We start from the raw sequence: 21,469 nt of genomic DNA on the forward strand, positions 1-21,469 counted from the left end.
GCTTGGGCGGTTTGCTGGAAGAAGGTGCTCATGAGAAATCCCCTAAATGTCTTGGTGGGAAGTTAGGGGATTGGGGGAATTTTGCAAAGGTCTCGTAAGTTAAAGTAAACGGGTTGTTGTGGTAGTCTGCTGCCATAGCGTTGCCTCCTATTGTGGCGAGTAAAATTGCTGATAATAAAGTGGTTATGAGACGTTTCATTTTAAATTCTGCCGATGGAACGCATTATAGGGATTTGTGTTGGTTTGATAATTAGGGGAAATGGCAATGCCGTTGTGAGGAAAACTCAGTAATCAGGCTTTCAGATAACCTTTTATTTTCACTATACTGAAAATCAGCCTGTAAAACCCCTTTAGCTTTGCATTATAATGAAAAAAATCTAGCAAAATTTAGGAAGTTTTCATTATGCTGCAAACTGTATTTGACCGCCCCATTTATCTCAACCGCTTGAAAAAATACCAAAACAGCGAATTTATCAAAGTCATCACCGGCGTGCGCCGTTCGGGCAAGACTTTTGTGCTGGAAATGTTCCGCAGTTATTTGCAAACCAGTGGCGTGGCAGAGGCACAGATTGTGTTTTTGAACTTTGAATCCATGCAGCACCAAGCCTTGCGCACCGCCGAAACGCTGTACCGCTATGTGATGGAGCGTGCGCAGGCGGGGCAGAAAATGTATCTGTTTTTTGATGAGATTCAACGGGTTGCAGGCTGGGAAGATGCCGTGAACAGCCTGCGGGTGGATTTGGATGCGGATATTTATCTGTCGGGCTCAAATTCCTCGCTGCTGTCGGGCGAGCTGGCGACGCTGCTGGTGGGGCGAATGGTGGAAATTCCCGTGTTTCCCCTTTCATTTCAAGAATATATGCAATTCCGCCAATTCGACGGCGTGCCGGACACACTTTTTCCCGAATATGTGCAGCGCGGCGGTTTCCCCGCCACGGCGTTGGTGGAAGATGAAGAAGTGCGCCGCACGATTTTGGACGGTATTTTCAATTCGATTTTACTCAAAGATGTGAGCGAGCGTGCCAACCTGCGCAACGACGGCGTGTTGACCCGCCTCGCCGCCTTTTTATTGAGTGAAACAGGCAACAGCATTTCCATTAACAACATCGCCAACACCCTGAAAAACGAGGGTACGGGCGCAAGCAACAACGCCATTGCCAAATATGTGGACCTGCTGGAACAGGCGTTCATCTTCTACCAAGCACGCCGCTACGACCTGCGCGGCAAAGCCCACTTGCGCACCCAAGCCAAGTATTATAGCGTGGACACGGGCTTGCGCAACGCCACGCTGAACAAATCTTTCCGAGACAATTTCGGTCATCAAATTGAAAACATTGTGTTTATCGAACTGCTGCGCCGTGGCTACCAAGTGGACGTGGGCAGCTACGACAACACCGAAATTGACTTCGTGGCGAAAAAAGGCGCGGAAATCCAGTATTTCCAAGTCGCCATGCAACTGCCCGACAACAGCAACCGAGAAATCGGCAATTTAGTCAACCTGCCCGACAATTATCAAAAAACCGTGCTGACAGCGAATCGAATGGACGTCGGCGAAGTGGATGGGGTTAAGGTGGTGCATGTGGTGGATTGGTTGGTGGAAAATATAGATTAAAAATTTTGGACTCAACCTTATTTTATTCAATCATTAATTAAAGGGAGATAGCAATGACTCTAACTAAAGAACGCCTGATAAAAGAATTAGTTAAAGAACTTTCTGAACATAACTTAGCCGTATTTGCTGGTGCAGGATTATCTGCTTCTGCTGGATTTGTAAACTGGCAGGAACTGCTTTCTGAAATTGCCGAAGATTTAGGGCTAGATGTAAAGAAAGAAACAGATTTAATCGGATTGGCACAATACTATGTTAATAGCAAAGCAAATAACCGTTCTAGAATTAATGAATTAATTCTAGAACGGTTATCGGACGGGGAACCGACAGAAAATCATAAGATTTTAGCAAGACTACCAATTCATACCTTTTGGACAACAAATTACGATAAACTCATTGAAAAATCATTAGAAAATATAGGAAAAATTGTTGATGTAAAGCATGAAACAAAACAATTATCGCAAACAAAATATGGGCGAGATGTGGTTGTGTATAAAATGCACGGAGATGTAGAACACCCAACAGATACCGTTATCATTAAAGATGATTATGAACGCTATTTAATTCAGAGAGGAGACTTCTTTACTTTATTAAAAGGAGAATTATTAAATAAACGTTTCTTATTTTTAGGGTTTAGTTTTTCAGATCCAAATATTGACTACATTTTAAGCAGGGTTCGCGCATCTCACAGCCAAAATCAAAAAGAACATTATTGTATATTGCGAAAAGTTCAAAAAGAAGAGAACGAATCACAGGCAGATTTTGAATACCGCCAACGAAAACAGCAGTTATTTGTTGCAGACTTAAATCGGGTTTCTGTTCAAGTTCTATTAGTAGATGAATATAATGAGATTACAGAATTACTTAAAACGGTTGAGAAAAAATTAAAGCAAAAAACTATTTTTATTTCAGGCGCAGCAGCCGATTATGCTCCTTACAATCAGGCTGATGTTGAAAATTTTGTGTCGGAATTGACAAAAGAAATTTTGAAATTAGGCTATCGGGTTGTAACTGGATATGGGTTAGGAATTGGAAGTGCAGTTATCTCAGGTGCATTAGATTATTTACTAAGGGAGAAAAAGGTTAGAGTAAGCGAAGAGAACCTGATCTTGCGCCCATTTCCTCAAGATGAACAAGGCAAGCAGCAATGGACAGCTTATCGTGAGGATATGATAGCTTATGCTGGTATTTCTTTGTTTATATTTGGGAATAAGAAAGATGGGAAAGGCAGCATTGTTCTCTCAAATGGAATGCGTGAAGAATTTGATATATCCAAACGAAATGGAAATATATTAATCCCTGTTGCTACAACGGGTTCAATGGCAAAAGAACTATGCGTTGAATTATTAAGTATTCCAAGTGAAAGTCTTTTAACAGAAACAAATTTTCGTAAAATTTCTGTTGAATCTGCAAGTTTAGAACAAATCAAACAATCTATCTTAGAAATTTTAAGCGAGGTAAGAAAATGACACGTAAAGTATTTTTCAGTTTTCATTTCGATAGTGATTCTTGGCGAGCTGGTCAAGTTCGTAATATGGGCGTTGTAGATGGCTCAGAACCAGTTAAAGGAAATCGCTGGGAGGATGTTAAATCCAAATCTGAGGAAGTTATCAAACAATGGATTGACGACAATTTAAAAGACAAATCCTGTTTAGTTGTTTTGATTGGAGAAAAAACAGCTAGCCGTAAATGGGTTAAATATGAGATTGATAAAGCTGTAGAATTAGGCAAAGGAATTTGTGGTGTCTATATTCATAAACTTAAAGACCAAAATGGAAAAACATCAAAAAGAGGAAGTAATCCATTACTCAAAGATGCGCCTATTTTTGACTCTCAATATCAATCTAGCGATTTTGTTTATGATGATATAAAAGAGAATATTGCAGATTTGGTTGAAAAAGCAATTAAAATTCGTGATGAGGATAAATAAATGGGACGTAAAATTTTTATTTCGTACAAGTATAGCGACTCAGCTGTAAAACAATTAAGACCGCATGATATCTTTCATACAACAACAGCTAGAGATTATGTAGATATTTTACAGGCTAAGCTCAATCGTGATGGTATCCACATCAATAAAGGAGAAAAAGATGATGAAAGCCTTGCTGATTTTAAAGATGATACTATTCAGGGAAAACTAGCAGATAAAATTTTTGATAGCTCAGTAACGGTTGTACTGCTTTCTCCTAATATGAAAGAAAAATGGGTGAGTGAAAATGACCAGTGGATTCCATGGGAAATTGCTTATTCACTTAGAAATAAAACAAGGGCTTTCAATAAGAGTAAACGAAATGCAATACTATTGGTTGCCCTGCCGGACATCAATGGATGCTATGAATATACCAACCAAACTGGTTTTTTGTTTAATATTATTCAAAAAAATCTGAATAATCTCCAGTATCCTTATCCAGCTACGAAACTAAGAAATGGAATATGTTCTCAATCGTATATGTTGCGTTGCAATTGGGATCATTTTATATCTAATGTAAATGGCTGGATTGATGCTGCTGTTGAGATTAAAGAAAACGCTGATAAATACAGAATTCAATCGTCTATTTAATTAATCCTGATATAGAACCCAACCCATGCAAAACCGCAATTTCAACGACCTCTACGCCTTCATCCAAGTCGTCAAGCTCGGCAATTTCAGTCGGGCGGCGCAGTCGCTCGGGGTGCAGCCGTCGGCGTTGAGCCACCGCATGAACGACTTGGAAAACCGCCTGAACACCAAGCTGTTAAACCGCACCACCCGTTCCATGTCGCCCACGGAGGCGGGGCAGCGGCTGTATGAGCGGATTGCGCCGATGTTTGGCGGCATTCAGGAGGAGCTGGCGGCGTTGGGCGATTTGCACGGCAAAGTGTCGGGCAGGCTGCGGATTAACACCGCCGAAAACCCCGTCTATTACCTGATTTACCCGAAAGTGCGGTCGTTTTTGGCGCAGTTTCCCGAAGTCGATGTGGAGATTTTGATTAACAACAGTTGGTCGAACATTGTGGCGCAGGGCTTTGATTTTGGTGTAAGACCTTTGGGCGACGTAGCGCAGGATATGGTTGCCGTGCCGATTTCGGGCGAACGGGCGATGTGCGTCGTTGCCGCGCCCGACTATCTCACCCGCCACGGGCAGCCTGAAACACCGTCCGAACTGGTGCAACACCGCTGCATCGTGCCCGCCAGCCTCACCTTCAACAGCACCGCCCTTGTCAAAACCGCCGCCCTCGACGGCTTGGGGCTGACCTGGCTGCCGCACTACGCCGTCGCCGACGAACTCGCCTCGGGCGCACTGGTCGAACTGTTCGCCCGCGCCCGCGCCGTCTATCCGCCGATGGCCTTATACTACCCGCCCAACCGCCACAAAACGCAGGCGGCAGAGGCGTTGATTGAGTGGTTGAAAATAGAAAAGGTCGTCTGAATCCCAAGTTCAAGGCTTAATACCATGGAAACTGTGTTTTCAGACGACCTTGCTCGCACTTTTCTCTCTTTATAAACTGTCAGCATCCCAAACGCGCCAAACAACCGCAAGACAAAATTTTCAGACGACCTAGTGTAGAAACCAGTAGCGTTGTTTACAGTATTTCCAGGAGAATACTGAAATATGAACATGCACAAAAACACCCGTCTAACCCCGCACCACCGCCAAGCTATTTGGCTGGCCTACACGCAGGAGAAGGAAAGCGTTACCTCCCTGGCCCGCCGCTACCAAGTCAGCTGCGTCACCATCTACCGCGCATTTAAAGCCGCAAGAGGCAGACTGCTCAAACCCCAAACTAGTACCAACAACCGTTTCAAACAGGCAAAGTACGGAATGAAACGCCTGGCCAAGGTAGAACGCAGCATTCAGGAAAAACTCAAAAGGCAGGCCAAACGCTACAATAAATCCTACCCCGGAGAGCTAGTACATCTCGATACCAAACGGCTGCCGCTGCTCAAAGGGCAGAAAGCCACCGATAAGCGGGATTACCTGTTTGTCGCCATCGACGATTTCTCAAGGGAGCTATACGCCGCCATTTTGCCGGACAAAACCGCAGACAGCGCCGCCAAGTTACTGACCGGACACCTGATTGATCCCTGCCCATACCTGATTGAGTGCGTTTACTCCGACAGCGGTACGGAATATAAAGGCTTGGCCAACCATGCTTTCGGTGTAGCCTGTTACGAGAACGGGATTGGTCAAAAGTTTACCCGGGTTGCCCGTCCGCAGACCAACGGTAAGGCGGAACGGGTTATCCGCACCCGGATGGAGATGTGGCATGAAAAGCAGAGTTTCGACAGCTCGGAACACCGGCAAAAGGAGCTGTGCCGGTTTGTGAACTTCTATAACACGGTGAAGCCGCATGGTAGTCTGGGCGGCAATACGCCGTTTGAGGTCTTGCAGGCTTACTTTTCTCAACCTATGGTGTAAACAACGCGACAATTTCCTACATGAAGATTTGCACAAAAGGATTATCCAACTCACACTAAACGGTGTGAGCATTACAGGGATAGCATCTGCACTTAAATGTAGTCCTTCGACGGTAAGTAAGGTTAGACGGGCTTATAACCGCAAACATAAGTCGGGTGACAAGGATCAGTTCGATATATTTAAACCGACTTTAAAGAAGTGAGTAAAGGAAAAACCATGGCGCACCAAAAATCAGAAATAGTTTTGGAGAAAGTCTTTGTGGCCGCAGTGAACTATCAGGTCCAAGACACGCCAACAATTATATTTGAAAATGGTTCAGCCAGGCTGATGCGGAATCAGTTTGAAGATTCAGGAGACTGAGAAAAAATTGCAAAACAGTTAGACTTGGCTCGCTCAGGAAGGTAATGCCATATCTTGTTTTCAGCTTCAAACTGCAATAGAATCTTAACGTCTGAGCCGTTCAGACATCTTTGTAATGTGTTTGACCACCGGTGCTTATCAGGGGACCGGTGGTTTTTTACTCTTTCATCACATATCATCCTCTTAAAATTTCCCTTTGTTTGTTCTTTGTATTTGTTCACATTATGCAAATTAAAGGGTATTATTGGGGCAGACGCAGAAAGTTAACAAACTGTCACTGCTAGCATTGCCAGACAGATACACGAAACAGCTTGCGGATTTATACACAACGACGGGAACAGAAAATGCTGAGCGCACACGATGTGGCAGATTTCTTCCTTTCCCCTTTTGAAGAAGAGGAAGGGGAGCAGATATCCAATCTCAAACTTCAAAAACTGTTGTACTACGCACAAGGCTACTCTCTTGCTATACTTGACCGCCCCCTTTTTGCCGAAAATATCGAACACTGGCAGCACGGGCCGGTAGTACCCTGTATTTATCGTACCTACAAAAAATACGGTAGCAGTCCCTTACCTGCGGCTCATATCGAACCGGACAAATATGCGGACGAAGAGTTGGTTGTCCTCAACCGTGTCCGTAAAGAGCAAGGCTGCTACACGGCATGGGCATTACGTAATAAAACCCATCAGGAAGCCCCGTGGGTATAGACCCGGCAGGGCGAGATCATAGGGATTACACTACTGCGCGAATATTTCCGCCATAGCTTGCCTCCGACTGATTACAATTTCGATTTGGAAAAACTTAAAACCGCTGTTGATGGCAGTTTTGTCAGCATTCCGCAATTCGATACTGTTGATGATCTGGAAAAATGGCTGGAGCGATAAATGCAGGTACTTTTGGCCGAAGATTTCAAAAAGGGTTGGAAAATTTCCCTAAAGAAGACCGCAGAAAAATTGCAGAATTTATTCTATTCGTCCAGTAAAACGGATTGACCGGCTTGCCCGGAAGGAACAAATCCAGCGACAGCGTACCGAAAGACGACCCACAATGGTTGGAGAAAGTACAATTTGCCCAACGGCATAACCTTTGGCATTACCACATAGGCATTCCTGAATACAAAGGCAGCAGATACGGAGATTTTACATCTGCCTATATTCTTCACTACATCCTTGGTGACGGCTTCATCAAAATTGTAGGCTTTGACAGTCATCCGCCTTTTATCTTACCCAACATCCCTGAATGACAACTTTAAACCGCCTAACGGCGGTTTTTTACACCAAGTTGACCAAAATAGCATTTGAAAAATGGATCTATGGTTTTCTTAATGTCTTCAATATATTCCTTACAGTTACAAATCGTACTTTCTTATTTAGAGTGCTGATAAAGATGGTTGTTTTTTTGAATTTACCAAAACCGCCGGTAACGTATTTGATAGTAGGATGATTAATCTGAAGTTCAGGTGGCCTTCTTTATGGAATATTATCCACAGATTTTGTGGATGTTTTGGGGATATAATACCCTTAGATAAATTTGCCAGCATTTCATACAGTAGCTCAGTAGGTACATCATATTGGGCTTCCAGTACGATGTCCTAGTAGATAACAGAGTGAGAAAATAATTATCAGCCCTGTGCCGTAAAACTCCGTCCTTCAGGGCGGAGATATAAGGCACAAACACAAATCAAAGGTATAATCATACCACTATGATAATACGCAAAGCCTTTAAGTTCGAAATCATGCCAAACGGCGAGCAAATCCGCAGAATCAAGCAGTTCTGTGGTTGTGCCCGTTTTGTCTTCAATCGGGCTTTGGCGTATCAAAATGAACAGTACGAAGCAGATAAATCGTTTAAATTCAGCTACGCCAAAATCGCGAATTTGCTGCCTGAATGGAAACGTGAGTTAGTTTGGCTTAAAGACTGCCACAGCCAAGTGTTGCAGCAGAGTTTGAAAGATTTGGAAAGTGCATTCAAAAATTTTTTCGCCAAACGTTCGGACTTTCCAAAATTTAAACGCAAGGGAGAAAAAGACAGTTTCAGATTTCCACAAGGCTGCAAATTGGAGCAACAAAATAACCGTATCTATTTACCCAAAATTGGTTGGGTGCGTTATCGCAATAGCCGAGCTATTTCAGGCAGCCTGAAAAATGTAACCGTCAGCCAAAAATGCGGTATGTGGTATGTTTCTATTCAAACAGAATTTGAGACGGAAACACCAAAACCCAACGGCGGAGAAATCGGTATTGATATGGGCATCGTTCGTTTTGCTACTTTGTCCAACGGCGAATATTTTGAGCCGATTAACGCATTTAAGAACCTAAAAGGCAAATTAGCGAAACTACAAAAACGTTTCAAAAACAAGACCAAATTTTCTAAAAATTGGCAAAAGTTAAAAGTCAAAATTGCCAAATTCCACCATAAAACCAGCAATATTCGTAAAAATTACCTGCATCAAATCAGCAGCAAAATCAGCCGAAACCACGCGATTGTGTACGTTGAAGATTTGCAAGTGGCGAATATGTCCAAATCAGCAAAAGGCGATGCTGAACAGCATGGCAAAAACATCAAACAAAAATCAGGCTTAAATCGGGCGATTTTAGACCAATCTTGGTATGAATTTAGGCGACAGTTAGCGTATAAATTGGCTTGGAATGGTGGGTTTTTGTTTGCCGTACCGCCGCAAAATACCAGCCGTTGTTGCCCTAGTTTTGGAAAAAATGTGCAGCTGTACAAAGTCGGAGAATAGCCGTCCATCCCTAAGGACGTGCGCAATGGGTAACGGTAGTACGCAGTTGGCAGATAAGGTCTGTCAGCCTGTAAAGACAGAGAAAAACATCCGCAATCGAGGAGATTCAAGATATGAAATTTACATATTTATTCTAGTTCGCATAATACACCTTATGTTAAATTTTATATTTTGCCGAAGCCTGTAATACCGAGTAAATCTGGTTGAACGGCACACTCCAGTAACGCCGAAACATTCTCTCAATCCCCCCCCACCGCGTCAATGGCGGGCTTTTTATACCTTATCCGAAGAAACCCATCGCACCCTTAAAGCACGCGCATTGGTCGCCGACCAGAGTACGGAAGCGGGAATTCGGCTGATACTGGATAATGCTGCACATCTTGACATCCTCCCCCGCCTAAAGGCGTGGAAGGATGTCAAGCTTTGTTTTAATCGGATTCATCGTGTCACTCATACCTCCAGTAAATTCAAATGGAAAAATCCCGTATGATTTCCGGATCGGATTTGGGTTCGTATTTTCTCACCGTATTTTCGTAGGCATGAATGAAATATTCTTTAAACAGCGTATATTCACCTGTCTCATAGTAGGAAATAACGGCGGATGAATAATCCCGACAACTGTCCGAATCCAGTACGCACGGAAAAATTTTCTCCCTCATTAAGGAGAGTGCCATACAGTTTCTGGCAGTGCGTTTGTTGCAGTCTTTGAAAAATTGCAGGTAGGCCAAATTGTTATGCAGGTAAACAGCCCGGTCGAAAGGATTTTCGACTTTCCGGGCGACCTGTATGATCCAGTCTAATTCGGCAGTTAAATTCTCCGGATTGGATAAAGGCGTATATTCGGTTCCGCTGATTTTCACACTTCCACGGCGTACAACGCCGACAGCCCCTTTTTCAAGCAGTTTGTCGGCAATCAGCGAATGCGTGGTTTTGACAAAATCTTTCCAGTCAAACGGTTCCGGCGTATCGATGCAAGACATCAGAAAGCCGTAACTATCCCTCAGATTGACCAGCATTACGGCATCCGAATACGGTTTACCTGCGGCGGTTTGACCGATTTTCAATAAAGCCTGAGTATCATGCCGGTCGTAGGTGTTACCTTCCAGTCGTGCTGAACTGTATATGAAATCGATGCCGATTTCTTCAATATTGCGTGACGAATCAGTCAGCAGGGATAAAGGCAGTCGACCAGACAGCTCAAACAAATATTCCTGCTCCGTTAACGAAAAAATCTGCCGTTGATTTGTAAAATTCGGTCTGTATGTCGACATTTTAAATTCCTTCGTTTGAATAGCTACACCACATGGGAATACCACTTTATTAAACAAAATATTTGACTGAAGTCACATGGTGGTCATCATATGGCGGCTCTGACATGCCTAAAATATCGATTGCATATCGGTTAACCAAAACTTCTTCGTCCTTAAACTTTTGGTACTGTTTCCGGCAATATTCTCGGAACTCTGTTAAATTTGATGGCAAGAACCCGCAACCGTCTGCACCGTAAATGTAATCACCTTCGAACAAGCTGTCTTTCCGGACAATCAGTCCGTTTTTAACCCAGAACTTCGGCTCAAAATAAAGTTTCATCTATCAAAGTAGCAGCTGCTTCTCTAACCGCAACATCGGACTCTTCAAGTTTTTTGCAAAACGTATTCAATGTATTTTCCAGAACCACAACAAAGTTTCCTTTTAGAGCGAAGTTAATCATCAAATCGAAAGCTTTTAGGTTCATGGTGGATTCCTTCACATATCAATACCCAACATTATAGTGTTTTTTTCTTTCCGAAAAATTTAGAGATAAAAATGGGACTTTGGTTTTTGGCTGAAGTGTGTGGAAGTCATCGACGAATTGATGTCAACGGTTTCTATTTTGGCTGAGTGTGTTTAGGTCATCGACAACTGAAACTGAGTTTTACTGTTCCGGTTTTGGCTGAGTGTGTTTCAGTCATCGACAACTGAAACTGAATCCTACTGTTCCGGTTTTGGCTGAGTGTGTTTCAGTCATCGACAACTGAAACTGAGTTTTACTGTTCCGGTTTTGGCTGAGTGTGTTTCAGTCATCGACAACTGAAACTGAGTTTTACTGTTCCGGTTTTGGCTGAGTGTGTTTCGGTCATCGACAACTGAAACTGAGTTTTACTGTTCCGGTTTTGGCTGAGTGTGTTCCGGTCATCGACAACTGAAACTGAGTTTTACTGTTCCGGTTTTGGCTGAGTGTGTTCCAGTCATCGACAACTGAAACTGAGTTTTACTGTTCCGGTTTTGGCTGAGTGTGTTCCGGTCATCGACAACTGAAACTGAGTTTTACTGTTCCGGTTTTGGCTGAGTGTGTTTGAAAGTAACGCACTTTCTATATAAATATTAAATATTATTCTTTTATAATTGGTATATATATATAATATATTTATATATATCCAGAATTTGAGATTTTTGTACACCCCTTTTTTCCAAATAACTCAGCATTTTTAAATTCCTATATTTTCAGAAATCTGTCTGTTCTTGATTCTACTGCGCCAAATATCCACGCCTTGTAGGACATACTATAAATCAGAGTTGATACTAATTTGTTCTTTACAGATATTAATTAAGGAGCAGTCATTATGGCAACATTAATGGAAAAAGATGTATTGACTGAAATAGTAGTTTCCAGACTGGCACTGATCAGCCGCACACTGGATAACCGTAAATATCTAAATCACAATGCCGATTGTAACAGGCTACTTGAGATTCGAGACTTTCTGTATTCTGCCCTACCTCAGAAAATAGACTATGACTCCATTTTGTCTGAATGCAACTCCATATAAACATTACAAACCATTCGGCAAAGGCATTAAAGAAAAACGTACCGATGTGTATGCCGGTTATACTTACACACAACAGCTCAGTGAGGCCAACAAACTGCGTACCGGTTTAGGTTTGGGCTATGAAAAATACAAAGATGCGGTAGCTAATGAGAAAGGATCGCTCAACGCCGAGCGCGAAGCCTTCTATACCAAAGCGCACGCCGACCTGACTTCCGATTTGGGCTGCGGCTGGTATCTGAATCCTTGGGCAGAGGTTAAGGTTGACCTGGAACGCCAAATTGAAACACAACGCAACCACAGCCTGTGCTTCAGCCGACATTAATGCAAAAACACGCGGATGGGGCGTGGGCGTAGGTGCGAATATCGGCAAACAAATTACCGATACCGTCGGCATCGAAGCCGGCCCGTTCTACAAACACCGTCACTTCAAAGCATCCGGCAGCTTCGTTTTAGACGGCGAGAACATCCGAGTCGATCCTACCAAAATCAACGAATACGGTGTTCGTGTCGGCGTGAAATTCTGATTTTCCTTAGACATTATCGAGCATAACTCATGGGTGCAACCAACGCAGGGCTTACGAAAAATTATCGGGTAAAATCAGGGATTATCCGAACGCCACTTTATCCGAATGAAAGTATCAGTTCATGGCTTATTCGTGCCGCATTAGATTGTGGTACGGAGCCGATTACATTTACTGGGTTTTATTGGGATAAGTGGAGATTATGGACCTATGATTTAGATAGGGGATTTGAGCCGATAGCACCGCAGATTTATGAAGATATTACGGCATTATCACTTAATCAGCAGGTAAATTTAGCCAATCATTCGCTTTATTCCGTATTGAAACCAATTAACAGAGAAAATACCCTCATTAAAGGTCAAGCGAAATGGGTTATATCAAGAAGTTCACGTAATCGTTCATTCCGTGTCGGTCAATCTTATTGCCCTTGTTGCTTAGAAGAAACTCCTTATTTGCGTAATGAATGGCGTTTTGCGTGGTATTTTGGCTGTTTGGAACATCAAGTCTTACTTGAATCCAAATGCCATAGTTGTGGCGAACCTTACCAACCACATTTACTTACCGCAGAGAAACGACGATTGAATTATTGCCATCAATGCGGAAAGAGATTGGAGATTGTCGCTACACTACTTAATAAAGCAGAAATAGCAACAATGAAAACTCTTGATAAGGTGTTTGCCACTCATTCATGTGAATGTTTCGGGAAGTATGTAAATGTTCAAGTATATTTTGATATATTACGCCACTTCATCAACCTCATTCGGAGTGCTGCTACTGCAAAATCAACTCATGCGATTACAAAATTTGTAGAACAATGCGGTATTTCTCAAACGGAAATATGCCAGACCAAAACTGCCCTTGCATTTGAGCAATTACCCATTACTGAACGTAAAAACCTGCTCGTAAATGCTATGAAAATCCTAAAATTATCAAACGAGGATTTCATTCAAGCTATTCAGCAAAGTGGTATTACACAAAAGGCATTCGCTTTTGAACGCTACCCCCAGGAGCTTGATACACTCTTTAAACACGCACCAGAAGGCAAAACGGTAAGACGTAAAACGGTAACGAGAAAAAATAAGACCAATTCTATTTCAAGCATGAAACGTCAATGGGAACGTTTAAAACGTCAGTTAAAAATCGCTTCATGAAAATAAACAAAATTCCTTCTCAAAACAGTTGCTCTATTTGTTGTAAAGCTCAAGTTACTCGTAAGTTTCGAGGAGAATGCTATTGCAGAAATTGCTATGCCCAATGGTTCAAAAAGAAAACCTGTAAGCAATGTGGCCAACTAAAACGCATTCACCGCAGGGGCGAAATTTGTCTTAAGTGCGAGAGATTAACGGATTGTGTACGTTGTGGAAAAGCCGCAGGTACATTTGACGTCGGTATGATAAGCCGTTATGGAGCGGTATGTACCTCATGCATTCGTTACTTCCGTGAGGAAAAAGAATGCTCTGAATGCGGCAAAATGACACGCGATAGATATCGTTCTCCGGTAACGAATAAGCCTGTTTGTTTAGAGTGCTACCGTAGATACACTTTTGCTACTTGTAAAAATTGCTACCGATACCGTAAGGTTCACAATCTAGAGAAGCAATTCTGTAAGAAATGCGACGAGCAGTTACTTTCAAATTGCCCGAGATGCAAAGGCGAAATGCCATCCGGTTACGGCAGTGTTTGCCCTGATTGTGCAAAACGAACCTTGTTATTTAATATGATTCGTTTAAATGTGCACATCTTTCGCAATAAGGCGATAAAGACCGCATACAAGAAATTCATTTTCTGGCATATGCGGAAATGCGGTATCAACATCGCTTTGCACAAAGGTTCAAATTTCATACGGTTCTTCATCGATTGTGATGAAACTTGGCAGCAAATCCCTGACTACGCAGAGTTAGTCATGCACTTTAAACCGAATGGATTACGCGCCAATTTAACCGTATTATGCTGGTTACTTGATACGAATCAAATCGTTATTGACGAAGCTTTAAAAGAGGATTTAGCAGAAATAGAACGCATACAAGTCCTTTTTAATAAGCTCAAAGATCCTGTACCTTGTATCGCAAGCTATTATCGAAAATTACAACGGCGGTGTGATGAGGGTAAAACCTCACTTAAATCAGTACGATTAGCCTTGCAACCTGCGATAGATTTAATCAGTGCCAACAATGTTACGGAATATCCAACACAAGAGCAACTAAACCAGTATCTTGTGGGAAGATCAGGGCAAACGGCAGCAATAACAGGTTTCATCAATCACTTAAAATTGGAATACCACCTAGAGCTTAAAATCGATCGTAAGCTGATTCAGCAAATTAAGACTAAACAACTTAAAAAACATTGTTCTCACAGGCTAGTCGAACTCTATAAAAAATCAGAACTTACTGAAAAAGAACAAATCGAATTGGTTTATGTGGTTCTATACAGCTTACATAGTATAGAGATTAAAAAGCCAAAACGAGATAGTTTTTTATTGGTTAATGACATTGCCTACTACCGTAGCGAAGATAAGGATTATTTCCTTCCACAAGACATATACCAACGGATAAAATAATAGTCTTGTGATGAAGTTGTTATTTCTGCAACATTGAACCTAAAATGTCAATTCTGTTTTCAACAGAATTGACATTACTGTCTAGATCTACCTAGATCCAACCTAAAAACCAAATTTAATATTCAAAATTATAACGGAGTACACATCAATCGTTTACTATCAGCGCATATATGAGTTGCAAGTACTCTCTGCTTTAGAGTAGAATTGACCTAGAAAAGTAAGGTAATATCTGAATTTAACATTTTTATGCATGAAAGATTTTAGTGTTGCTTGCAGTATTTGGAAGACAATACTAGAATGAGCGTCCACAAAAAATATGCCTTACCCTACACTAATATCAAGTCGTGTTTGGAATGCCTATACATAGGGTCACAAAACCATAGCCTTCTCACACAACAGAATTATCATTCATATTATTCTAAAAATTTACGGCTATGATTGCTCATATCAAAAAAGCACTAATAATCGTCACAACTAGAACCAATTCTGTATGGAGCATTTGACCAAATGTCAAAAAAGCAATCACAAAAAAGCTTAGAAATAGGTCCATATGCTATAACAATCCTATACTATACTAAAGGAATAATGCATTTGTTGCCAAATATTTTGCCTTTTTTGAAAAAAGTCACTATTTGAGGAATTATCTATTTGCGCCATCAATGACTTTTGTTGCAAACTGCACACAATCAGTAAGCTAAGCCCCCTTCTGTGTGATATTTTAGTAAAAGTTTCCCCATATTACATATCTGCAAACTAATAGTAGTAAGGTAATATGTATTATCTGCACCTTGATATAAATGTAGCTTGGTATATTTCCTTTCGAAATTTGACACACAAATAAAAGGAACTACGTTGATTCATAAATTTTTATAACGCAATTAAGCTACATAAGCGTTTAAAAGGCGATACACCTTTTGAATCCTTAAGTTTTGCTTTTCTTAGATTAATTGTGCTAAAAACTCGGGGATTCTTACAATTTATAATTTTATCCCTAAATTAATTTATTAAGAGGTACAACAAGGAGGAGCTATGTTTAAATTTGACATGACCCTTGCCCAAAACTTTGCCATTTTTTATGATGATGACAATGTAGTACTCGTAGATTCATTTGATAATAAGCATTTTGATGTCCGTATGGGAACTATTACAAATTCTAAAATCATCGGTAGCGTTACCGCGCAGTCTGATACTGAGCTTAATGTTGCATTAGAGAAATTGATCAATAGTATTAGAGAGCAAAAATGATTACTGCAACTGACTTACAAAACCTAACTAATGAGATAAACCAAAAAGTTGCCAAGTACTCCACACAATTTGCTCTAACTTTCCATTTCTCACAAGATAGAGTTAATGACGCTCGCAACAACCCCCCAATTGAATTAAATGAACTAAGGGATTTATTCAATCGTTTTATTTCAGAACATATTATGGCTGTTATTGCTTTAAATGATAAAGACAATTTCGTCATATCCTGTTCTAGAACTGGTATACACATCCCTTGTGCCGTTGAAAAAAAAGTAACCCCTGACGGAGGTACATCTCATAAAAGTATTGTGATAACAATTATGAGAAAACCTGGATTTGGTACCAGACAAGATGATATAATATTTGATATAAATTAATCCTTTTAAGGATTTTAAAGTTTATTGTATACCCTAGAAATACCTTGACCTTGATTAAATCTGTTCAAGGTATTTTTATTAATCAGCACAAATAAAATTTGGTGATTCTCTTAAAATTATATCGAGATCTCTGCAAGATAGCCCTTTTACTAGATAACCGAAACCCAAAGGCTGTTTTCGTTCCAATTCCAAATATCTCCTTATTTTCCACAAATATCCCCTTTAACCACCCCGAAAACCTAATTATCGGGTATCCGATCTGCCTTTCAGGCGCCAATAGGTTCAAACACTTCGTCTCTAGATAACTTTGCGCACTCACTTTACTCAGACCGAAATAGGCTGCCCGGGCATAGCGGAATTTACGGTACAGCGTACTGAAACCTTGTTCGTTCGATTACATAACGGGTTTTAGATTGTCATCGACTTCTATAGCCCAACGCTGTTTGCTGCCGGCTGTCTGAATAATGGTGGCATCAACAACGGTAGCGGATGCTTTCTTGGCTTTTAAGCCTTTTTCAGTCAGTTGGTGGTTAGAGACCTTTGCAAAATTCCCCCAAATCCCCTAAATGTCTTGGTGGGAATTTAGGGGATTTGGGGGAATTTTGCAAAGGTCTCGGTTAATCAGTTTCAGTAATTCGGCCCAAAGTGTTATCTTGCGCCTGCCAGTTACGGTAACGGCATAAAGTGCTGTAGTTGGGGATGTTAACTCGTCAAAACAGCAAATCTGATTGCAGGACTGGTTAATGCGATGGGATGAATATTTTCGCAAGAGGTCTAATGACGCAGATAGCTCAGGGTAAGCAGCAGTTGGTCTGCCAAGCTGAGCGTATGCGGCCTGCCTGACTTGACCTTCCGGCTTTCTGCTTCTGTGGTGACTTTCAGCATTTCGTGAAAAAGGACGGGCGTTACACCTGTGAGCCGTTTGAATTCCCTGTCGCTTCTTTGGATGAGGTTTTCGTATTTCATTTGGGAATTGTAAATCTTCAGGATACTTTCGCAAGAGGTCTATTGTCTCATCTACTATGTTTCAACTAATTTTTTGATACCATTCCAAACCCAGTTATTATTCGTCTTTCTAGCTTCTCGATGTCTAAATGATGACATTTTTCCATCCTTAGAGTCAACGTAATCACTGCTTACCCCTCCACTTGATACCACCTCAATAAACAGCTTAAATAGGTTTCCATCTTGGTTGTAAACATTGCCGTCTTCCGATAGAAAATGTTGGACATTTTGAGGTTCGTAAACCATGCTACTAAAACCAGAGTTCTCTTTTTCATCTTTTTCGGGGAAACTTAATACAAAGAATGTTCTTCTTTGTACATCTACGCGTAATATCAATGCCGCCGAAGGATAAAATTTTTTTAAAGGCTCAAGTAAGTTTTCTAATGAAACTAATGTAAAGTTATCGCTTTCATGAAACCCTTGTTTAGGCGTGTACCAATAAACGTTAGCATTCTGCTCGTAACGTAGTCGTTTAGCATGTTCCCAAACCTCTTCTAAACGTGATTTACCTTCTATTTCATCGGTGTTTGAGATGTCATAGAAACAGTTAGCAATACCTGTAAGACCTGTTTTACCTTGTTTTTCACCAGTACTGTAATTTACTGGTTCATCATATTTTAAGGGGTTAACCTTGCCATTTTTTAGGCTCTCTTGAGTGAGTTGAATACGATTTATTTCTCGTTGTTCACCAAGTAATTTTAAGTATTCAATTACATCCGCCGTCACAAGGTTATTTACGTTATCTAACGATATGTCTAGCTTCTCAAGATCGTGTTCTCGTTCATACTTTCTCATTCTATATTGAGGTTTATTACCATCTAGCTCTTCACCATTCTTATTTGTTTTTATCACAGAATGGTAATAAAGGTTAATTGGTTCGCCTCGCGGTTGGCTAATTCCTGTGATCTGGCAGCAAAGCACGGAGTTTCCTAGCTTAATACCATAGAATGAAAGTGTAATGGATTGGTCGTGCCAACAAGGAATAAGATACTTTGGACTTTTCTGACTTTTAGAAAAGATAATTTTAGTTGCTATATCTTTTACAACTTTTTTTGTGTAAGCATCATATTTCAAGTGATAAAGAAACACCGCGTCTTTCGTAGAAAGATTATTCGGAATAAATACGCCTTTTTCTTCAAAGGATTCATTTAGGTGTAATTTCTGTTCAACCTTACTCCAGTTATCTGTAATCAATATGCGTTTTAACTCGTTCGAATAACCATAGTGAGCCATAAAGAAATGTAACGGATGAACAATATAGGATTTATCCTCACCTTCAGGCTTAATAACAAGTAACTGATTTCCATCCCTTTTAAAACCATTCAAATAAGAAGAATGAACATATTTGTCTGCTTCAAAAGGATGAGATACCTTATCCGTCCAAAGAGGCTTATAAGTCAATCCTTTACTCTTTGAAAAGGTAACTTTGAACTCTTTAAGTTTGAACTTATATTCCGATTTGCCATTTTTCCAAATGCTACCGAACGGAACTTTATGCAGGTAATTGATAGGTAGAGCAATCCTAAAGAAACTTTGGCATTTTTTGCCTGTTTGCCTGTTTATATAGGTAGGATTAGTTAAATTGATAAAAGTGACTTCAACGAGTGTTTTAGATTTATCTAGAGAGAGACGGTTTTCATACCAAGTGACGACATACTCATGCTCGTTATTGTAAAAACCGAAAAGAGTTTTACCTTCAAAATACCTCTCTAAATTAAGCGAACAACGCCAGCGAGCTTTTTCTAAATTATTACCGTTGAAATATGACAAATCTACTTCCTTATCAGATAATTAAGCAGGTTAGTAGATTATAAATGATTTGTCTTATAAGGTAACACTTATTTGTATCTTTTGACAGAAATTTGTAACTTTAACACGCCGTGATGTCGGCGCGTACGATTAATGACCCGCGCGAACGCCTCGTTACCATCGCCGTCGCCCCGCTGCTGACCTGCTCCGCGCGGCTGCCCGTTTACGCGCTGATTATCGCCGCCGTCATTCCTGACCGCACCGTAGGCGGAATTTTCAACCTGCAAGGACTGACGCTGTTCATCCTCTATCTCGCAGGCATCCTGTCTGCCGCCTTGGCAGCGTATATCATGAAACGCTTGGCGCGTATGAAAGGCAACGTGCAACAATTCCCGCTCTTAATGGAACTGCCGACTTTCCGTACGCCCAACTTCAAACACATCATGACCAGCCTATGGGACAGGGTAAAAGCCTTCCTCAAACGCGCCGGTACGATTATCTTCGCCCTTGCCGTAGTTTTGTGGGGCTTGGTAAGCTGGCCGCAACCGCCCGCAGGCGCAACAGGCGCAGCAATCGACTACAGCCTCGCGGGTATGCTCGGCCACGCTATCCAACCATTGTTCGCCCCGCTGGGCTTCACTTGGGAAATGTGTATCGCCATGATTCCGGGCATCGCCGCGCGCGAAGTCGTCGTTGCCGCGTTGGGTACGGTTTATGCCGTCAGCGCGTCGTCTGAAGACGCCGTACAAAACGCGCTGATTCCGATCATACACAACAACTGGGGCCTGCCGATCGCCTTCGCCTTCGCCTTCGCCTTCTTGGCTTGGTATGTCTATGCCCCCATGTGCGCCGCGACATTGGCAGTGATTAAACGTGAAACCAAATCCACAAAAAATATGGTGATGATTACCGGCTATTTGTTCCTGATGGCTTACTTCGCCGCATTTGTGGTTTACCAAATTTCTTCAAGGATACTATCGTCATGACTCAATATATTATTGTCGGCTTGATTATGCTCACTTGCATATTCTTCCTCTTGCGAAAATTCGTATTCAAACCGAAAAAACGCGATTGCAGCAGCGGCTGCGGCAAATGCGGCGGTTGCGGTTAAATATGGATAGCTAGGAAGAAGAAAGGTCGTCTGAAATGGTTTCAGACGACCTTTTTAATTTGGAACAGTAATGTACTTCAGATACTTATATCAGATGTTTAGGAAATTATTATTTAATTTAGCCAATCTGGCTCATCTTCGATAATATTTAAATCTAAAATAGCAATACATAAAGACGTTTTAGGCTCTTTAAGTCCAAACGAATTCCATTCGTTACAAATAAGAATGTTGTATCCCAAATCTTTTGCAGCCAAAATCCAATACTCTATTAATTCTCTAGTTTTCCCCTGCAAAAAATTCCAAGAGTATTGGTTATTTGTACTTTGGAAAATTGAATAGTGATACTTAATCTGATCAGAAGATGGACTAACTAATTTAAAAGTTTTACCTTCTTGCCAGAACTTTTTCCATTGAGACGAATCGGATATCAAGCCAAAATACTCATTAATCACAGGGTATTTTTCAATCACATGGTTCCTGAAGTTTTCATAAACATCATCAGAACAATCTCTTAAATCTAATATTTTTTTACATGCTTCTTTTTTATATTTAAAACTAGCTAAATATTTATTTTCACCTGCACCCTTAGCATATTCTTTGTCTGTTGTAAAAAATAAAGCGGAATGTGCTTTATATCCTTTGTTATGTGCTTGATGACCTACTTTCCATTTCTTAAATTTTAAGTTTGTTCCATGATACAAAATGTTTACACCAAATTTTTCCATATAAAAATCCTCCTATAATATTCTTCATTTGTCATCTAAAGCCTTCAGGCTATTTCAACATTCAAGAGACCTTATTTTATTTCGATACTTTCAGTAAGCGTAGGGGCGATTATATCCAATGAATCCTTCAAATTATTCAAAATATCATAGATAACAACCCAATCTGAGACCTTTGCAAAATTCCCCGAAATCCCCTAACTTCCCACCAAGACATTTAGGGGATTTCTCATGAGCACCTTCTTCCAGCAAACCGCCCAAGC

At 41.1% G+C, this 21,469-nt stretch carries 22 protein-coding genes and 4 pseudogenes; 19 read left to right on the top strand and 7 right to left on the bottom strand.

Annotation, left to right across the window (positions count from 1 at the left end; genetic code table 11):
- The first annotated feature begins 403 nt into the window (after positions 1–403).
- The 11 genes from Q3O12_RS00150 (at position 404) to Q3O12_RS10815 (ending at position 9,602) form a co-directional block, all read left to right on the top strand.
- Positions 404–1,612 (top strand): ATP-binding protein, encoded by a 1,209-nt coding sequence (locus Q3O12_RS00150; protein ID WP_118778768.1) that lies wholly within the window; start codon positions 404–406, stop codon positions 1,610–1,612.
- 53 nt (positions 1,613–1,665) lie between these two features.
- Entirely contained in the window at positions 1,666–3,078 is a 1,413-nt protein-coding gene (locus tag Q3O12_RS00155; protein ID WP_118780894.1) for an SIR2 family protein, read from the top strand.
- Positions 3,075–3,539, top strand: coding sequence for a TIR domain-containing protein (locus Q3O12_RS00160; RefSeq protein WP_118778770.1), 465 nt, complete (start codon positions 3,075–3,077; stop codon positions 3,537–3,539). Before Q3O12_RS00155 ends, Q3O12_RS00160 begins: the two co-directional genes overlap by 4 nt.
- Positions 3,540–4,169, top strand: a complete 630-nt coding sequence (locus Q3O12_RS00165; protein WP_118778771.1) for a TIR domain-containing protein — start codon at positions 3,540–3,542, stop codon at positions 4,167–4,169.
- A gap of 25 nt (positions 4,170–4,194) precedes the next feature.
- Entirely contained in the window at positions 4,195–5,019 is an 825-nt protein-coding gene (locus Q3O12_RS00170; RefSeq protein WP_118778772.1) for a LysR family transcriptional regulator, read from the top strand.
- Positions 5,020–5,202: 183 nt separating this feature from the next.
- The gene (locus Q3O12_RS00175; protein ID WP_118778773.1) at positions 5,203–6,009 is read left to right on the top strand and encodes an integrase core domain-containing protein; all 807 of its coding nucleotides are present in this window, start codon (positions 5,203–5,205) and stop codon (positions 6,007–6,009) included.
- Entirely contained in the window at positions 5,942–6,211 is a 270-nt protein-coding gene (locus tag Q3O12_RS00180; protein ID WP_239990877.1) for a helix-turn-helix domain-containing protein, read from the top strand. Before Q3O12_RS00175 ends, Q3O12_RS00180 begins: the two co-directional genes overlap by 68 nt.
- A 14-nt stretch (positions 6,212–6,225) precedes the next feature.
- Positions 6,226–6,369, top strand: a complete 144-nt coding sequence (locus tag Q3O12_RS00185) for a hypothetical protein (protein WP_192880065.1) — start codon at positions 6,226–6,228, stop codon at positions 6,367–6,369.
- A gap of 344 nt (positions 6,370–6,713) precedes the next feature.
- Positions 6,714–7,076 (top strand): Panacea domain-containing protein, encoded by a 363-nt coding sequence (locus Q3O12_RS00190; protein ID WP_301668798.1) that lies wholly within the window; start codon positions 6,714–6,716, stop codon positions 7,074–7,076.
- Between the two features lie 995 nt (positions 7,077–8,071).
- Positions 8,072–9,112, top strand: coding sequence for an RNA-guided endonuclease InsQ/TnpB family protein (locus Q3O12_RS00195; protein WP_118778775.1), 1,041 nt, complete (start codon positions 8,072–8,074; stop codon positions 9,110–9,112).
- 319 nt (positions 9,113–9,431) lie between these two features.
- Positions 9,432–9,602: a hypothetical protein gene (locus Q3O12_RS10815; protein ID WP_373323033.1), complete on the top strand. Its 171-nt coding sequence runs from the start codon at positions 9,432–9,434 to the stop codon at positions 9,600–9,602.
- Here the strand turns inward: Q3O12_RS10815 and Q3O12_RS00200 are convergent.
- Together Q3O12_RS00200 and Q3O12_RS00205 are read right to left on the bottom strand one after the other, a co-directional pair.
- The gene (locus Q3O12_RS00200; RefSeq protein ID WP_301668025.1) at positions 9,580–10,383 is read right to left on the bottom strand and encodes a Fic family protein; all 804 of its coding nucleotides are present in this window, start codon (positions 10,381–10,383) and stop codon (positions 9,580–9,582) included. The two genes, Q3O12_RS10815 and Q3O12_RS00200, sit on opposite strands and share 23 nt — an antisense overlap.
- A 302-nt stretch (positions 10,384–10,685) precedes the next feature.
- Positions 10,686–10,847, bottom strand: a complete 162-nt coding sequence (locus Q3O12_RS00205; RefSeq protein WP_159068594.1) for a hypothetical protein — start codon at positions 10,845–10,847, stop codon at positions 10,686–10,688.
- A 1,037-nt stretch (positions 10,848–11,884) separates the two neighbouring features.
- Here Q3O12_RS00205 and Q3O12_RS00210 point away from each other — a divergent pair.
- The 6 genes from Q3O12_RS00210 to Q3O12_RS00235 all read left to right on the top strand — a co-directional run bounded on the left by Q3O12_RS00210 (position 11,885) and on the right by Q3O12_RS00235 (position 16,619).
- Positions 11,885–12,241 carry a hypothetical protein gene (locus Q3O12_RS00210; protein WP_025458216.1) on the top strand — a complete coding sequence of 119 codons (357 nt, stop codon included), beginning with the start codon at positions 11,885–11,887 and terminating at the stop codon, positions 12,239–12,241.
- Positions 12,198–12,443 (top strand): hypothetical protein, encoded by a 246-nt coding sequence (locus Q3O12_RS00215; protein WP_025458215.1) that lies wholly within the window; start codon positions 12,198–12,200, stop codon positions 12,441–12,443. Before Q3O12_RS00210 ends, Q3O12_RS00215 begins: the two co-directional genes overlap by 44 nt.
- Positions 12,444–12,526: 83 nt before the next feature.
- Complete coding sequence (locus tag Q3O12_RS00220; RefSeq protein ID WP_308447776.1) at positions 12,527–13,591, top strand: TniQ family protein; 1,065 nt, start codon at positions 12,527–12,529, stop codon at positions 13,589–13,591.
- A 506-nt stretch (positions 13,592–14,097) separates the two neighbouring features.
- Complete coding sequence (locus Q3O12_RS00225; protein ID WP_301668800.1) at positions 14,098–14,997, top strand: hypothetical protein; 900 nt, start codon at positions 14,098–14,100, stop codon at positions 14,995–14,997.
- 1,029 nt (positions 14,998–16,026) lie between these two features.
- Positions 16,027–16,242 carry a hypothetical protein gene (locus Q3O12_RS00230; RefSeq protein WP_301668018.1) on the top strand — a complete coding sequence of 72 codons (216 nt, stop codon included), beginning with the start codon at positions 16,027–16,029 and terminating at the stop codon, positions 16,240–16,242.
- A complete protein-coding gene (locus Q3O12_RS00235; protein ID WP_301668017.1) occupies positions 16,239–16,619 on the top strand; it encodes a hypothetical protein in 381 nt (126 codons plus the stop codon). Before Q3O12_RS00230 ends, Q3O12_RS00235 begins: the two co-directional genes overlap by 4 nt.
- 238 nt (positions 16,620–16,857) lie before the next feature.
- On the opposite strand, the pseudogene Q3O12_RS10915 reads toward Q3O12_RS00235, so the two are convergent.
- The 4 genes and pseudogenes from Q3O12_RS10915 to Q3O12_RS00250 all read right to left on the bottom strand — a co-directional run.
- Positions 16,858–17,007 (bottom strand): annotated as a pseudogene (locus Q3O12_RS10915) (IS5/IS1182 family transposase); the annotation flags it as partial.
- A gap of 27 nt (positions 17,008–17,034) precedes the next feature.
- Positions 17,035–17,349, bottom strand: a pseudogene (locus Q3O12_RS00240) (hypothetical protein); the annotation flags it as partial.
- Positions 17,350–17,396: 47 nt separating this feature from the next.
- A pseudogene (locus Q3O12_RS00245) lies at positions 17,397–17,585 on the bottom strand (IS5/IS1182 family transposase); the annotation flags it as partial.
- Positions 17,586–17,639: 54 nt separating this feature from the next.
- Positions 17,640–19,394, bottom strand: coding sequence for a hypothetical protein (locus Q3O12_RS00250; protein ID WP_301668801.1), 1,755 nt, complete (start codon positions 19,392–19,394; stop codon positions 17,640–17,642).
- A 107-nt stretch (positions 19,395–19,501) separates the two neighbouring features.
- Between Q3O12_RS00250 and Q3O12_RS00255 the strand changes: the two are divergent.
- Positions 19,502–20,359, top strand: a pseudogene (locus Q3O12_RS00255) (nucleoside recognition domain-containing protein); the annotation flags it as partial.
- Complete coding sequence (locus Q3O12_RS00260) at positions 20,356–20,484, top strand: FeoB-associated Cys-rich membrane protein (RefSeq protein ID WP_003756918.1); 129 nt, start codon at positions 20,356–20,358, stop codon at positions 20,482–20,484. The pseudogene Q3O12_RS00255 and the gene Q3O12_RS00260, both read left to right, overlap by 4 nt.
- Before the next feature lie 113 nt (positions 20,485–20,597).
- On the opposite strand, the gene Q3O12_RS00265 is transcribed toward Q3O12_RS00260, so the two are convergent.
- Positions 20,598–21,209: a hypothetical protein gene (locus Q3O12_RS00265; protein ID WP_301668016.1), complete on the bottom strand. Its 612-nt coding sequence runs from the start codon at positions 21,207–21,209 to the stop codon at positions 20,598–20,600.
- Positions 21,210–21,469 lie beyond the last annotated feature (260 nt).

The organism is Neisseria benedictiae (genome assembly GCF_958267435.1).
Lineage (GTDB): Bacteria > Pseudomonadota > Gammaproteobacteria > Burkholderiales > Neisseriaceae > Neisseria > Neisseria bergeri.

Excerpts from the sequence above, each read along its gene's own strand:
- Q3O12_RS00150 (WP_118778768.1), top strand. The coding sequence starts at position 404 with ATGCTGCAAACTGTATTTGACCGCCCCATTTATCTCAACCGCTTGAAA.
- Q3O12_RS00155 (WP_118780894.1), top strand. The coding sequence starts at position 1,666 with ATGACTCTAACTAAAGAACGCCTGATAAAAGAATTAGTTAAAGAACTT.
- Q3O12_RS00160 (WP_118778770.1), top strand. The coding sequence starts at position 3,075 with ATGACACGTAAAGTATTTTTCAGTTTTCATTTCGATAGTGATTCTTGG.
- Q3O12_RS00165 (WP_118778771.1), top strand. The coding sequence starts at position 3,540 with ATGGGACGTAAAATTTTTATTTCGTACAAGTATAGCGACTCAGCTGTA.
- Q3O12_RS00170 (WP_118778772.1), top strand. The coding sequence starts at position 4,195 with ATGCAAAACCGCAATTTCAACGACCTCTACGCCTTCATCCAAGTCGTC.
- Q3O12_RS00175 (WP_118778773.1), top strand. The coding sequence starts at position 5,203 with ATGAACATGCACAAAAACACCCGTCTAACCCCGCACCACCGCCAAGCT.
- Q3O12_RS00180 (WP_239990877.1), top strand. The coding sequence starts at position 5,942 with ATGGTAGTCTGGGCGGCAATACGCCGTTTGAGGTCTTGCAGGCTTACT.
- Q3O12_RS00185 (WP_192880065.1), top strand. The coding sequence starts at position 6,226 with ATGGCGCACCAAAAATCAGAAATAGTTTTGGAGAAAGTCTTTGTGGCC.
- Q3O12_RS00190 (WP_301668798.1), top strand. The coding sequence starts at position 6,714 with ATGCTGAGCGCACACGATGTGGCAGATTTCTTCCTTTCCCCTTTTGAA.
- Q3O12_RS00195 (WP_118778775.1), top strand. The coding sequence starts at position 8,072 with ATGATAATACGCAAAGCCTTTAAGTTCGAAATCATGCCAAACGGCGAG.
- Q3O12_RS00200 (WP_301668025.1), bottom strand. The coding sequence starts at position 10,383 with ATGTCGACATACAGACCGAATTTTACAAATCAACGGCAGATTTTTTCG.
- Q3O12_RS00205 (WP_159068594.1), bottom strand. The coding sequence starts at position 10,847 with ATGAACCTAAAAGCTTTCGATTTGATGATTAACTTCGCTCTAAAAGGA.
- Q3O12_RS00210 (WP_025458216.1), top strand. The coding sequence starts at position 11,885 with ATGACTCCATTTTGTCTGAATGCAACTCCATATAAACATTACAAACCA.
- Q3O12_RS00225 (WP_301668800.1), top strand. The coding sequence starts at position 14,098 with ATGCCATCCGGTTACGGCAGTGTTTGCCCTGATTGTGCAAAACGAACC.
- Q3O12_RS00230 (WP_301668018.1), top strand. The coding sequence starts at position 16,027 with ATGTTTAAATTTGACATGACCCTTGCCCAAAACTTTGCCATTTTTTAT.
- Q3O12_RS00235 (WP_301668017.1), top strand. The coding sequence starts at position 16,239 with ATGATTACTGCAACTGACTTACAAAACCTAACTAATGAGATAAACCAA.
- Q3O12_RS00260 (WP_003756918.1), top strand. The coding sequence starts at position 20,356 with ATGACTCAATATATTATTGTCGGCTTGATTATGCTCACTTGCATATTC.
- Q3O12_RS00265 (WP_301668016.1), bottom strand. The coding sequence starts at position 21,209 with ATGGAAAAATTTGGTGTAAACATTTTGTATCATGGAACAAACTTAAAA.